This is a genomic window from Vibrio sp. THAF64 (genome assembly GCF_009363455.1).
GTDB classification, from domain to species: domain Bacteria; phylum Pseudomonadota; class Gammaproteobacteria; order Enterobacterales; family Vibrionaceae; genus Vibrio; species Vibrio coralliilyticus.
The window spans coordinates 60,874-74,209 of the sequence record NZ_CP045358.1 but is presented as its reverse complement, the minus strand read 5'-3'; the positions used below and the strand labels follow the sequence as shown (position 1 = coordinate 74,209).

At 48.1% G+C, this 13,336-nt stretch carries 14 protein-coding genes; 2 read left to right on the top strand and 12 right to left on the bottom strand.

Going from position 1 to position 13,336, the window contains the following annotated elements; translation table 11 throughout:
• Nucleotides 1-44: 44 nt before the first annotated feature.
• The 6 genes from FIU99_RS27185 to FIU99_RS27675 form a co-directional block, all read right to left on the bottom strand.
• Nucleotides 45-1,442: a hypothetical protein gene (locus tag FIU99_RS27185; protein WP_152473076.1), complete on the bottom strand. Its 1,398-nt coding sequence runs from the start codon at nucleotides 1,440-1,442 to the stop codon at nucleotides 45-47.
• Nucleotides 1,439-1,786 (bottom strand): hypothetical protein, encoded by a 348-nt coding sequence (locus FIU99_RS27180; protein WP_152473075.1) that lies wholly within the window; start codon nucleotides 1,784-1,786, stop codon nucleotides 1,439-1,441. The genes FIU99_RS27185 and FIU99_RS27180 overlap by 4 nt, the downstream gene beginning before the upstream one ends.
• A 4-nt stretch (nucleotides 1,787-1,790) precedes the next feature.
• The gene (locus FIU99_RS27175) at nucleotides 1,791-4,652 is read right to left on the bottom strand and encodes a hypothetical protein (RefSeq protein ID WP_152473074.1); all 2,862 of its coding nucleotides are present in this window, start codon (nucleotides 4,650-4,652) and stop codon (nucleotides 1,791-1,793) included.
• A 128-nt stretch (nucleotides 4,653-4,780) separates the two neighbouring features.
• Complete coding sequence (locus tag FIU99_RS27170; RefSeq protein WP_152473073.1) at nucleotides 4,781-5,593, bottom strand: hypothetical protein; 813 nt, start codon at nucleotides 5,591-5,593, stop codon at nucleotides 4,781-4,783.
• A complete protein-coding gene (locus FIU99_RS27165) occupies nucleotides 5,593-6,096 on the bottom strand; it encodes a hypothetical protein (RefSeq protein ID WP_172974108.1) in 504 nt (167 codons plus the stop codon). Before FIU99_RS27165 ends, FIU99_RS27170 begins: the two co-directional genes overlap by 1 nt.
• 12 nt (nucleotides 6,097-6,108) lie before the next feature.
• Entirely contained in the window at nucleotides 6,109-6,675 is a 567-nt protein-coding gene (locus FIU99_RS27675; protein ID WP_253899485.1) for a hypothetical protein, read from the bottom strand.
• Between the two features lie 188 nt (nucleotides 6,676-6,863).
• Here FIU99_RS27675 and FIU99_RS27155 point away from each other — a divergent pair, with 188 nt between their 5' ends.
• Complete coding sequence (locus FIU99_RS27155) at nucleotides 6,864-7,148, top strand: type II toxin-antitoxin system RelE/ParE family toxin (RefSeq protein ID WP_152473071.1); 285 nt, start codon at nucleotides 6,864-6,866, stop codon at nucleotides 7,146-7,148.
• 72 nt (nucleotides 7,149-7,220) lie between these two features.
• The gene (locus FIU99_RS27150) at nucleotides 7,221-7,556 is read left to right on the top strand and encodes a HigA family addiction module antitoxin (RefSeq protein WP_152473070.1); all 336 of its coding nucleotides are present in this window, start codon (nucleotides 7,221-7,223) and stop codon (nucleotides 7,554-7,556) included.
• A gap of 67 nt (nucleotides 7,557-7,623) precedes the next feature.
• Here the strand turns inward: FIU99_RS27150 and FIU99_RS27145 are convergent, their stop codons facing one another.
• From FIU99_RS27145 to FIU99_RS27120, 6 genes are read right to left on the bottom strand one after another with little or no spacing between them, the layout of a single operon-like run.
• Nucleotides 7,624-8,124, bottom strand: a complete 501-nt coding sequence (locus tag FIU99_RS27145; protein ID WP_152473069.1) for a baseplate protein — start codon at nucleotides 8,122-8,124, stop codon at nucleotides 7,624-7,626.
• 16 nt (nucleotides 8,125-8,140) lie between these two features.
• Nucleotides 8,141-8,761, bottom strand: coding sequence for a hypothetical protein (locus tag FIU99_RS27140; RefSeq protein ID WP_152473068.1), 621 nt, complete (start codon nucleotides 8,759-8,761; stop codon nucleotides 8,141-8,143).
• A gap of 9 nt (nucleotides 8,762-8,770) precedes the next feature.
• Nucleotides 8,771-9,451 (bottom strand): hypothetical protein, encoded by a 681-nt coding sequence (locus FIU99_RS27135; protein ID WP_152473067.1) that lies wholly within the window; start codon nucleotides 9,449-9,451, stop codon nucleotides 8,771-8,773.
• Between the two features lie 20 nt (nucleotides 9,452-9,471).
• Nucleotides 9,472-11,052: a hypothetical protein gene (locus FIU99_RS27130; RefSeq protein ID WP_152473066.1), complete on the bottom strand. Its 1,581-nt coding sequence runs from the start codon at nucleotides 11,050-11,052 to the stop codon at nucleotides 9,472-9,474.
• Nucleotides 11,039-11,467, bottom strand: a complete 429-nt coding sequence (locus tag FIU99_RS27125) for a DNA-directed RNA polymerase subunit alpha C-terminal domain-containing protein (protein WP_152473065.1) — start codon at nucleotides 11,465-11,467, stop codon at nucleotides 11,039-11,041. Before FIU99_RS27125 ends, FIU99_RS27130 begins: the two co-directional genes overlap by 14 nt.
• A gap of 50 nt (nucleotides 11,468-11,517) precedes the next feature.
• Entirely contained in the window at nucleotides 11,518-13,200 is a 1,683-nt protein-coding gene (locus tag FIU99_RS27120; RefSeq protein WP_152473064.1) for a hypothetical protein, read from the bottom strand.
• Nucleotides 13,201-13,336 lie beyond the last annotated feature (136 nt).

Below are 13,336 nucleotides of genomic sequence, written 5' to 3'. Positions count from 1 at the left end.
GGAAAAGTAGCGTTTTCGTCTGAACGGGGATTTAGGAAGGGGAATTAAACTGGACGATGAGTAAACTTAAATGATGAGCTTACAACGTCCAAAAACAAGTAAGTGTCGATCGGCACTTCTTCGAGAAGATTAACACAGTCTACCTCGTATTCATCAATACCAAGTGAAACGGCCATCGCCTCGATTGCTCGCCATACGTCCTTAACGTAGATTGAGCCTTTGTCTTTCGTGTTCTTGCCAAACAAATATTCCAATTGTGCTTTGACGGCTTCCTCTGCGTCTTTAGGACTAGAGTTAGCGACAACGTAACCAGTCACGTTAACCGTAAATGGTGCGTCTTTACGCGGCACATATTCGTAAACTTCATTGTATCCGTTTTTACCGGAAAATAGGGTAACAATCTCACCCTCAATCACGTTCTCGTCTTTGATGTTAGAGAAAGCGGAAATAAAAATACGGTTAATGTTTTTTACGTCCTGCTTACCGATAAGCTTTTCTTGCTCTTGTTCGCCCCAAACTGACAGCCAAACGATGCCGGAAATATTGTTTCGAATGAATGCCTGATAGTCACCGTCCCACGCTAGCTGGTGGTCATAGACGGTTGAATACAACGCGCCATTACGAATTGATTCAATATCCTCGCCCTCTGCGCCACCTGTTACCGTTGTCTTAGTCACCAGTTCGACGGGGATCGTTGTGCCGGTAAAATCGGTACTATCAATAAGCTCTAGTTTCTGGCCGTCGAGTAGTGTTGTATCACCCTCGGTTAGCCAAACTTCCAACTGAATCAAGTCACCAGAGATCGGCGCACGGCCACAAATATCATTACCAAATCGAATACCTAGCTGGTCCGTCGATTTGTAATACTCCATGTAGGCTTTGGAGTAGCTGTTTGTATTGCGGAACTTAAACGCATGCTCCCAAAGCTCACCGTTGACGCGTACTAACACCTTATGGATACGCTTTGTCAGCTCTTTAGGAAAGGCAATAGCTAGCCAGTTCTGACGGTCCGAAACAATGTGCTCCATTACGGCCACTTCGAACTGTTGGATCTGGTAGTCCTTAGACTCACCGGCCTGTAGGTCCACGCTTTCCATGATCGTATAGCGTAATTGGTTCGCGGCCACACATTGCGTTAGTGCTGGTAGCGTCACCCGTTTATCGCCCTTATTGGTAATGGTTACGATACCAATGGACGGCGAGATTTTGAGGCCCACATAACCTACGCTTTCCGCACCGGCTAAAATGGATGTGCGATTCGTTGCCAGTGATAGAAACGACTCTTGTAAGGCGCGGTCTGCTACGCGTTGAACACGCTCAACGGTTTGAGCAATGAATAACGAAATGTAGGCGACGAATTGCGAGCCGATAGAACGACTCCACCACTTTGATTGTTTGAGAAGATTTTCAAAGTCTTTTCGGATCTGATCGACATAGTTCACAGCTTAACTTCCTTTTGAATGTAGTTTTGAGCGCCCAAAAGACCGATCACGATGTGGTACATATCGAAGTCTTTAGGCTCAATGAGGATTTCAGTAATAACCGCGCCTTTAACGTCCACCGGTAGACTCATCACGATCGAGTTCTCCATAGCGGCGGCGGTATCGCTGTTGATTGGTTCGTGCTTGTAAGGCATTAGGCGATTACCCCAATGCGGAGCGCCCCAAATTTGACCTTGTGGCGTATCTAGCCACTCGGCCACTCGCATAGGGATAGACTCGGACTCATCCGAGACTTTCACGCCGTTAATATCGACCCCTAAGAGGTAATCAATTTCTTGGCTCATTCACTTACTCCAGATCTGCACTTTGACGTTGCAGCGAACGGTCATTGAAGTTATTCGGGATGCTGCCGCTAGACTTGGCCGCTGCTGCTGGTGTGCTTTGGCTAGCTGGGCGTGAAGCTCTTTGAATAACGGTTGTTGTTGAACGGCTATCACTGCCGGATTGCTTGATAGCTTCGATGGACTCTTTATCGAGTTTCACGGTTTGAGGTGTGTCGCTGGCGCGTAGCTCTGCTGCGGTTTTCTGCGAGGCAATATCACTAACGCGTTCATTGGATGTAACCTTGGTTGCGTTCTTGGCTACGCTGGTGTGCTTCTCGTTTTGTTTGATCTGTTCGGAGGCGATCTGAGAGGCAAGATCCTTATGGTTCGAGTTAGTTTCTTGCTTAGTGGTTTTTTCGCTGGTGGTAGCAGTAGAACGGGCCAAATCAGCGGAATGCGTATCTACAAATCGAGCGTTTGTAACAGTCACTTGCTCTGCGGCTTTGCGGCTGGCGATCTCTTTATCGATAGCAGCGATCTGGTCGGCTTTTTTGTCTGGCGAGTACACCTGACCTAGTTCTGGATGCTGAATCATGCCTGACGTATCCATACCTAGCTCATTCGCTACACGCTCACGCTCTGCATTGGTTCGCTCGTTCTTGCGATCCACGCGTGCGTAGGCGCTAGCAAAGCTGGTGTTTTTCTCGCTAGCTAACTTCTCGACCTCATCCATGTTCACGCGATCTGAGTTCTTAGAATCCAGTTCACGCATGGTTTGAGTGTCGTTAGTCTCTTTGGCCGTGTGGTATGCCTCGGCGTTTTTCTCGTACTTCGAGTCGTTCTGGCTTTCGGTTTCCTTAGTCGATTTAGTGTCACCACCAAATAGGCCATAGATACCCTTAGCCATATCACCCGAATCAAAGCTCAATGCTTCTTTTGCACCATCAAAACCAAATGCACCCAAGGCCGAACCAAGCAGACCCGCACCACCACTTACCAAGCCACCAAGATCAAGAACATTGGCAAGGGCCATCGAGCTTTTTTGTCCAGTCGTCGCCTCTTGGCCGTCTTTGAGGTTGAATACCTCTTTCTGCTTTTCGGTATCCGTAAAGCCACTGATTGCGTCATAGGCCATTAGTGCCGGTGCAAGGAATGGAACTGCTTTACCAGCAATTGAGCCAACCTTTGATAGCCCACGGAATGCGCCACCAGCCATTGATAAGCCTTTTGAGCCAACACCTTTGATGGCATCACCCGCACCAGACAAAACCGACTTAAAGCGACCACGGCCAGCTTTACGCATGCGGCCACCTCTGCGGCCCTTACGTCCTTTGCGGTCGAACAAGTCACCAGCAAGATCCATTAAGCCGCCACCCGCACCCTCTGGCGCGTTCGCCTTGGTTGCGGTTAAGAGTTCATCGAGCTTGTCTAGTAGTGCATCGTTGTTCTTGTCTTGAGCAACGCTGTTTTCTTTTAGGACTTCGAGCGTATTAGCTTGGTAGCTCTGCTGCTTAGTCTTGGAAATTAACCCGCTGCCGTGAGTATTGCTTGATGTAGAAACATGATTAGCGGTTTGACGAACGGTGTTATTAACGCGCTCAACACGATCGCGAGATACAGTGCTATTAGCGGTAGTGAAAAGGCTAGAAACGCTAGCTCTTTGCGATTGTTTTTCACGGTTAGTTTCCTTAGCTACTGGAGCATTATTGCCACCAGCGATACCAGCGCGATCGTCGCGACGATTAGAACCGTTGCGCTCACTAGCTGTTGGTAAAGTTCGGTCCTCAACTTCCGCTGCTGAATCCTTTGTCGCTGAAATTGATTCATGCGTTACCCCTTGAGTTGCCGTTACAGATTGTTGGTCCTGCGAATCATTGGCCGGTTCGCCGGTATCAGTTTCGCTAGGCTTAAAGCCAAATAGCTTGCCTAGCTTTGAACCCTTGAATGATTCAAAGCGCTCTTTGCTTTGCTCAAAGTTGGCGGCTGTTTCCTCGGTTAAGTGATACAGCTCTTTTGCTGAATAGAAGAATGAGCCACCAGCTGCCGCCCCTGCTGCATCGGTCGCGTCGTTCTCGTCTTTCAGTGCTGCCGTGGCCTTATCAACCACCAGCTGTTTTAAGCTAGAACCAAGCTTTGCAAACACACTGGTTTGCTCGCTGGTTTCGTCAGCAAGGCGCTCGGTTTCACGTTCCTTGTTGGTTTGCTCTGCGGTTTTGTATGCGGCCTGTTCTTTCTTGCTGGCGTAACGGCCATCACTTCTGCGTAGCTTTCCGTTCGCATCTTTCCAGTAGCCATCAAAATCGCTTAAACCGTCTCTAACGGCCTTTTCGACTTTATCCGGCATATCATCAAGTGATGAGGTATCAACGGCCTCTGCGGTCGTTTCTGATTGCTCAACGTTGACGATTACTGGCTGGCTTTTCTGTTTCTGAGTCTGGCGAACAACCCCCTTGTTTTTTGGTTTTGGTTCGCTCGCTAGTGGCTCTTGCTCTTGTTCCAGCTTGTCAGCAATAGACGTGATACCGGCTTGAATTGGCTTTTGCTCGGTAGCGGTAGACTCTGCCGCTGGCTGCTCCCCTTTTTCTTTAGGTGCGCCAAATGACAGCTCAATTTCGCCGCTTCGATTAGTCTTGCTAGCGGTAGCGCTGCGTTTCTTTGGCGCTGGCTTGCTAACTGTTAACTGAGCATTCTCGATGCCACTTGTAACCGCCTTTTCAATTGGCTTGGTATCCACTGCCACAACAACCGGTTTTGGCTTTGCTCGGCCCTGCTGGTTTCCGTCCAATTTCTTGCTGATTTCGGCTAATTTTCTTAGCTCTTTGTCGCTGGCTGTTCGGACAGTTTCGACCACAAGAGAGAGATCAACTACTTCTTGTTTAGTGTCCATTCTTCACCTTGTCTTGTAGTGCTTTATCAAGACGGATCGCCAAGTCTTGAGGCGTTGCGAATAACGCATCGACTGGCTGGCCGCCGTATATGGTTAGGTTTTCAATCAGAACGTTCCAACCGACGACATCAAAACGTTGTAATGAAGTCGAGATTCCGAAAGGGCAATAGCAGCGTTCTAGCTGCTGGACCTCCTTTCTTCACGTATTCATCACACTCTGGAATAGTGGTCACTAGGTAGTAGCGGCCCTCATGGTACTTGGTAAGTAGGCCGTGTCTTGCTTCGCGCAATGCCTGTTCCACCAGCGCGGATACTTTCACAAACTCGGTACGTAGGTGCATCGACTTGATAAGCTCAAGTTTCCAATCTAGTGCCTCGTTGGTGTCCTCTGGCTGGCCGTTGAAAGTAAGGCAATGCGCTAGCTCGTTTAGGGCCATTTCGTTTGCGGCTTTCTTCCAATCGCCTGATTCCGGTTCGAACTGGTCACGGGTATTGCGTAAGCCCTCGATGTGCTCGGCTGCGTAGCCGTTCATTGGCTGCACGGTGGCCTTATGTGGCTGGCCTTTAACCGTAAACTCGATCTCTGTCTTTGGTAGTGATGGCACGGCCTTAGCGGTTTCCATTAACTCGGCCATGTGTAAGTCCAAGTAATGAGTTTTTCCGCAATGGGAACAGTCATAGCTAAAAGGGATCGTGCCTAGTTCGCTAGTAGACATAAAGATCCACCATAGCGCCGTTCGGCGGTCCTCTCCGGTCCATGCGCCACTATCGCTAAAGTCGCCTTTTGCCCCGTCTTGCAAGTGGTTTAGGAATTGCGTTGTGCTCGCTTCTTCGTTGGATTCGTCAAGCTCGCAAAACATCATGCCATCCTCGACGGTAGGCACTCGGAAGTTGACGGTTTTCGTCATGTTGCTTGGTAATGGGAAAGCTGGGATTTGCATTACAACACCTTGTTACCCACGCTCATAAACTTCTGGAAGATGAGCGGGAAAGATTGAATAGAGTTGCCGTTCTCGCGAGAAAACGTCACGTTGCCTTTCTTGGTGGGAAATACTTGGTACGTGTTTCGTAGCTTGCGATTGCCATCATCATCAAGATCGAACACCTTGATTTTGAACACGTACTCAACTGGAATATTTAGCGTGCCGTCTTTGTTTTTGACCTTAGCTAGTCGGCCCTCGAACCACTTGCGGATAGTGCCGCTCTGATCGTCGCGCACCGTCATAGTGATCTCGCCAGCGGTGGAGCGAGTCGGGATCGCGATCTCACCCGATCCCACTTGGAACGTGTCAGCATCAATTGACCCCTCGCCGTAATCCAAGTCTTTCACGTAAATATCGAAGTCCGTTGGAGCATCATTGGATTCAATCTCGATGGCCCACTGCCAGCCCTGTTGCCAAGGCTTATTCATAAAGTCTCTAGTCGCCTTTTTAGCGAGCTGCATATATGGGTTCATTTAGCCCCCTAGCAAGCTGATAGGCGGCACGATAGCTCGGTTGGCACGCATAGACGTTTCAAGCTCTGTCTTGCGCATAGCTAGGTCTGGTTCGGCTGGAATATCGGTTGTATCGAGCTTGCCAGCGGTCGCGATTCGACGTTGACGCTCGGCGTTTGGAATGCTGATAAGTAGCTCTAGGTAATCACCAAGCAAGCTAATGCTGGTGGCTGGTAGCTGGAACGTATCGAGATCGGCATTCATCACGTCTTGTAGATACAGGATCGTGATTGGGAATACCTCAGTACCTTTTAATGTCAGCTCAAGCTTGCCTAGCCAATGCTCGGATTTAACGTACCGGCCAGATTTATCTTTGACGACAAGGCGAGCCGCAAACAAAGGCGGCAAATCACAAGCGCCGTACTCGTCTAAGTCAGACTCGTTAACTCGATGCTTTTCATTGAATCCAGCCAGTTCTTGATACTTGGCGAGCGCCTTTCTCAATAGGCTTAGTAGTGCTTTCTCATCATCGTGAAGCAAGATAGGGAATCGTGCTTTCACTTCTTCGAGAAGTTGATTGGGTGTCATGGCCGCTCCAAGTTGAGCGGCATTTTCAAAGACGGGGAATAGGTCAGCTAAATCTTAACTCAAGAATCCCAAGGGCGCGATAGGCTCGAACACATCAAAAATGGCTGCACAATCAAGTTGTGCAAAAAGTGCTTGCGTGCACAATCTCGTTGTGCAATTATAATATCAAATGAATCGGAGTTTTAACGATGGAGTTTCGAGACTCATACCTAGAGGATTTCTATGAAAATGACGTTGCGCATAGAAAAATCCCAAGCAATTTAGAAAACGTCCTGTTTAGAAAGCTTCAAATGCTTGATGCAGCAACCGACTATAGAGACTTGCTGATACCACCAAACAATCAATTTGAGCATCTAAATGGTAAGTTGGCCGGATACAGTTGTATAAGAGTGAACAGACAGTATCGGTTAATCTTTAAATTTGTAGATGGAGAAGTCGTTGATACGTACTTAGACCCTCACTCTTACCGTTAGTAGTCACTGTCGCCAGTTCTTGAAACTGGCGATAGTTTTGAATCAATCAACAGGATACTTAGGATTCAAATAATGAGAAACACAAAACGCAAACCGGTAACAGTCGGTGAAATGCTAAAACTTGAGTTTCTAGAGCCATTAGCAATCAGTAATAGCGATTTAGCGAGCGCTATTGGTGTACATAGAAACACTATTAGCAACCTGATTAACGGCAAAACTGCTTTAACATCTGATCTAGCAAACAAGCTAGCTGCGGCGCTTGGTAATACGCCTGAATTTTGGCTTAATATTCAGCACGCGGTTGATGTATGGGACAGTAAAAACACGTTCGAAGTAGCGAAAAAAGCAATCACACCACTTGTAAAGATTGAAAGCTCGATGTTAGCTGGTGGCTATGCCCTAGCTTGATTGTGAGCAATACCCCGATAAAAAAAGCCGCTGATTAGCGGCTTTTTGCTTACTAGGACTTTGGTACTTAGAAGTCACACCAGTTGTATTGAAGCGTGATAGATGGCTTAACTAGCGCTGCTGTATCTTCAGTTGAAAGGTCGATCGCATCTGAACGCACCTTAACGTGCTCAAGCTTGAATGAGTGAGATTCAGCGCCCGTACCGCTTGTAGATTCTGGCGTAGACTCAATGCTCACTGTCACCATTTCTTTATTGCGCACGATCTTGCGTAGCGCTTTAAGAACTGGACCAGTGATCGTCTCTACCACTACTACCGCGATCTCGCCTTTGTTTTCTAATGGGCCGTTTTGGATGATACCCATACCCATTTGACCGAAATCTTCCACGTCAGCGCGACCCATTGCTGGGAATTGCGTTGAACGAACAAGAACAGTTAAATCAGGGTACTCAAGAATTTTCATCTCGAACTCAGTACCCATCATCTTTTCACCAGCGTTTAAGTTCTTAGTGAACTTTTGCTTTAGAAAGTTAATATCGCCTTTAGCGTTAAATGGACCTGCTGCCATAATAAATACTCTTACTCTATTGTAGATAGTTCGGAATGACTGACTGGTTGACCATCTGTTTAGGTGATGCAGTGATCGATACTGTGTTGTAAGCAAAGTTACCGTTCTTGGTCTTTGGCGCGTTCACATCGTAGTTAACCTCGCTTATACGCATAGGCATTACCACTTTGCGGCCAATGTTAAATGTCGCTTCCGCTGGAATCCGGCCACCTAGCTGAACGCTGCCATTGTTCACACTGATCGGTGCTTCATTTTGAAGCTCTGGAGAGGCGAACTGGCAAAGGTACTTAATCGGATCATCGACTTCGGATTTAGCATTGGTATAGGCAACAAACCGTAAAGTGATCGTCACTTCTGGCGGCTCGTTGCCCTGCCAAACTTGCTCACTGTTAAACAGCGTCTTACTGGTGCGCTCACCTATTGTTTGAGTGATTGAGGCTGTCTTATCGAGTACGCCAGCGTTACCCACTGTGTCGCCCTCAAATGGAGACTCCCAAAGCGCTCTGAACGATAGTTGACACTCATCCGTCATGTAGCCAATGACCGTAACCTCTACCCCGCCAACGTGGCCGGTGATGTAACACTTGTTGTAGTTACTGATGCCATCGTCAGACGGCACACCAACAATTACAGCCATTGCCTACCCTTACTTGCGCATGCCGTTTGCGTCAGCAATACGGTTGGACTTTTTACGTGATGCGCGTGCTGCTGCTGAATGAGCTTTAGAGCGTGCCTTTTTAAGAGCTGCTTTCTGTGCTGCACTCATGCGGCGTTTGCGTTTACGTGTGTTGATGTAAACCTTTTTACCGTCACGAATAACGGCTTTCTTGGCTTCCATAATCATTGATTCACGGACCGCAAACTCTGCGATAGCTTCGTCGGAATCGACGTTTTCTAGGCCGTTTTCAAGCGATTCAAAAATGCGATCTGCCACTTCTGAATCACCCTCTTGTAGCTCAAGAAGATCCGATTCTTGCGCGTCAGAAATTGACGCAATGAACTCACCAGCATGCGCTTGTAGAGATTCGTACATAGCCGCTTGGCCGTCAGTTAGCTCAAGTTCGCCGTCAGCATCGCCACCAGCCAAACCGAATAGCATTGCATCAAGTGAATCTAGGCTTGATTCGCCACCGTGCGCCCACTGAACACAAGCCGCTGCCGCACTCATGCGCTCGCCTACTACAGCTGCCTTTTGGATAGCTTCAAGCATCATCTGGTCGTCTACTGACTCAAAAAATGCTGTCTCTGTTAGGTCCGGCTCTTGCACCGCCTCTTTCATTTGGAAAGGACGGGCAAGAACAGAACCAGCTTTAAACATCGTTGTCATTCTGTTCTTACCTTTGTTGATTAGCGGATTAGGATTGGTTCACCAAGGAATCGACGGCCTGAGCCGGTTGGACAGATAGCCCAAGTTACTTTCCAGTAATCGATCTCGACTTGCTTCACTTCTAAGCGCCATGCTTCTTTGCCGTCACTTTCTGGATTACGTGGAGGCACTAGAGCGCCTACCGCTTCGTAACCCTCTAAGATCGCTGCCATGCCATCGGTAATCTCTTTGCGAGTCGTACCGTCAGGTTGGTGTTTAAGGCGATTTGCAAGCGCGTAGAAGTCACGCGAGATTGCGTCAGCGATAGATACCACTTGCTCGAAACGTAAGTAGTTTTCAGCTGTTGAAGAAGTTAGAGAGTCGTCAATGAACAGTGCGCCGTTTTCGTCTGTCGCCAGCTTGTTTAGACGGGCCTTGTACATTTCTTGGAAGTTTGGCTCACCAACACCTTTGATCGGTGTTAGACCAGAACGCGAGATAACCGCACGCTCAACGCCAGCTGGTGTGTAGTGCCAACCGCCTACTGGAGAGGACTTAGCAACACCTTTAGCTTTAGCCGCAAAGCCAATACCAGACGCGCCCCAAACACACATATTTTTGTACACTGGACACTTAGCCATGTATGGCAAGTGCACGAATGATGCACGATGGTTGTTTAGGTTCATGCCCTGTTTAGCGGTTAGCGCTGCGTCATGCGTTAGGCGTGGATCAATATCGAAGTAGCCAGAAATACGGCGGTCGTTACAGATCTTCATTAGGTCAGACTGTACCGATTCGTCGTAACAGCTTAGGCCGCAAACGTAGTTGAAGTAGAGAACCGTTGTGCGTAGCGCTTTGATTGCGTCTGCGTAGTCGTCAGTGGTGATTGTGCTAATGTCGCCATTGCTTGCACCAGTAAACTTAGTCGCTGCAATGCTTGTTAAGTTACGCTTGGTCGCTTCCGCATCACACACACATTTTAGGTACGCTGAACGTTCTTCAAGTACAGTCTCGATGTACGCCGGAGCGCCCATTTGGTCCGTACCCGCTGGATCGAGTGATACGATCCATTCTTCTAGCGTTTCATCGCCACCAGCTGCCAGTTCTTCGCTTAGAGTAAGCACGAACATGTTGGCGCCGTATAGGGCCGCGTCAGCTGCTTCTAGCGTAATGCTGCGGTTTTCTGACGGTGCACCGTCTTTAATCGCTAGCGCTAGGAACTCGCCATCTTCAAGAGCTAGATCGGCTTTGTAGCTTAGAGCTTCGTTAGTGATAACTACCGTTTCAGCTGGTTTGGTTAGTTTGATTGCTGGGTATGTTGCCGCTGCTGGGACAACACGAACAACCAGACCCTCACCGCCGCTTACTGCTTCGGCCAGTGAACGCATTGGATCAGCGTTTTTGCCAAGGCTTGAGTGATAAGGCTTACCTAGCACATCTTGGTAGTTGTCAGCGTTAACGCGCAATACTTCGTATGGCTTACCTTTTTGGGAGATAACTACACCAGCAAAGACAAGCTTGTTTGAGCCAGTGCCTTGCTTAGTTGTCGCGTCTGCATTGATCGGTGACACGGCAACTTGTGAGACGTTATCCATTGCAAATTCAATCTTATTCGCCATCATTTGCCTCTTTTAGCGTTAAACCATTTGCTTCAAGCTGCTTGGCAATTTCTTGCAAGCCAGCGTCAGCAATGCCTTTCACGTCAATAACGTTTTGCGCCGTCATTTCTGTGAGTTGTTGAACCGTCTTTACACCGTGCTTAACCAGTGCTTTTTCAACGTTTGAGGACAGGCCAAGGCTCGCCAGTTCTGCCGGTGCATCGCTGGTGGACGTTTGCTGTGTTGCTTCTTGGTCTTTTGCTTGCTCGAAAGACACGACGATTTGACCGTCTGGATAAGCGGCCTCAACTTCGTGACAAAAGCGGTCTACGTTGAATACTTGGATAGGCTGTGCGATCGCACGGGCCGCAATGACGCGACCTTGGATCGTTACCGTGATAGGTGTTCGGTTGGTTACGAATACAGTTACTTCTTTCATCGAGTACCCCCAAGGGAACGGGCAACCGTAGTTACCCGCTCACTTCGCCATTAAGCGGCTTTGGTTTCCGCTGCTGGTTGTTGAGGTGCTTCGTCAATAAGTTTGACGCGGTAGAAGTAATCCTCGCCGTTGTATGGGTGGATCTCGCCGTAGGACAGTTCGTATAGCGTGTTAGACGCTACTAGACCTTTACCGATCGGATGCGTGTACATAGTTGCTGCAATAGCATCACCAGCTACGTAACCCGCTTCTGAGTGAGAAGAACCGCGACCGTAACAAAGCATTTCGTTAGTACCTAGTACCACTGGTGCTTCAAACACTTTCCACATACCGAATAGACGGCCAGCGTAGTGAATAGAGTTTTTCTGACGGTAGTTAGCTGGAGCAACAAACGCTGGTGAACCTAGCGATTTAAGTAGGTTACAAGCCTGTGTACCCGCGTAGATACCAGTTAGGCCCGTTGTCTTAGTTGCTTGTAGGATTTCAGTTGATACGCGAAGTAGAACTTCGTTTAGACGTTCACGATGTAGTTTCCAATCTTCACCAGCTTGCACGTACACGTTGAAAGTTGTCTCACGACGACAAGCAAAGTTCATATCAACCAAGTGACCAGTTGCTTTCTCTGCTGCTAGCGTGTTGCGCATGTGGCTCATTTGCATTGATTTCAGATCAGTGCCGAACTCACGTTGCATTGTGAACATTGCTTGGATCGTTGCGTCTGCTGCTACTGCGCGTTGACGTGGACGAATCGTTACAGAATCCATATCGTGATCGATAGTTGGGATCAGCTCTGGTTTCTTCTCGATGTCTACTTCAAATTCAGCATGTAGCTCGATGCCAGCTGGTAGCGGTGTTTCTGACGCTGTAGTAACTTCGATCTTACCCGCCGCGTAATCAATCTGACAGTTGATGATGATTTGCGTATCTGCGTTTAGCGCAAACTTGCCGCTCATCATGCCGCCTGTAGAATCCATATCACGACAAACGCGTTTACGGTCCACAAATAGCGATACTGAGGTCTTAGTGAACGGGATAGCGAACTTGGTGTGTTTCATATCCGTAGCGGTATTGAAAACGAATGCTTTCTTAGTACCGTCTGGACGTTGAGCCGCTGCGAACTCGTAGCGTTGGCGCATTGCTGTGTACTGACCTACCGTTGCTTGGTCGATTTCAGTACCCGCTGCGAAGTCACCAAAGTTTGAACCGGTACGGCGGTAAACTTTGAAGATCTCAACTTCGTTCGCACCAGCTGGCATCATCGTTACAGCGTCTAGTGTTGCTGTATCTAGTAGAACTGGAAGAACCAGACCAACCATTTTTGCGCGGATTTCTACGCCTTGAGAGTTAGATAGCGATTGGCCGATTGACTCAAGCATCATTGCGCCAGTCGAACCCTCTGCTGATTTGCCCTCAAGCATCATCATGTTGTTCATAGTCTGGTATGCAGACGCTAGAACTTCGTCACGCGGTAGCTCGCCATGAATCTGTTCAAATTCACGGATTGCTGATTGCATGCCGCTAACCATGCCAAAAGCTGTTTCTTGGCTTAGGGATTCGAACATAGGTTCGTTACCAATCGCCGCTAAAATCGCATTCTGGCGACCCGCATCGTCAGTTAGAAACTCACCAGTGGTAGCGTCAAACTGAGAGCCGATACATAGATTGCGCATCGCTTGTGCTTGAACTGCAATGCTGCTAATGCGCTCGTTAAATTTTTGCTTCTTATCTGCCATGTGTCAAAAACCTTACTGTTTATAAGAACATGTTCGGAATGAAATTCGCCGCATTAGAGCGGTAAAAAATGTTCAATTTCGGATATTAATTAAGATCTTTGACGAAAAAAACAGGGTGAAAAGTGAGTATAACTAT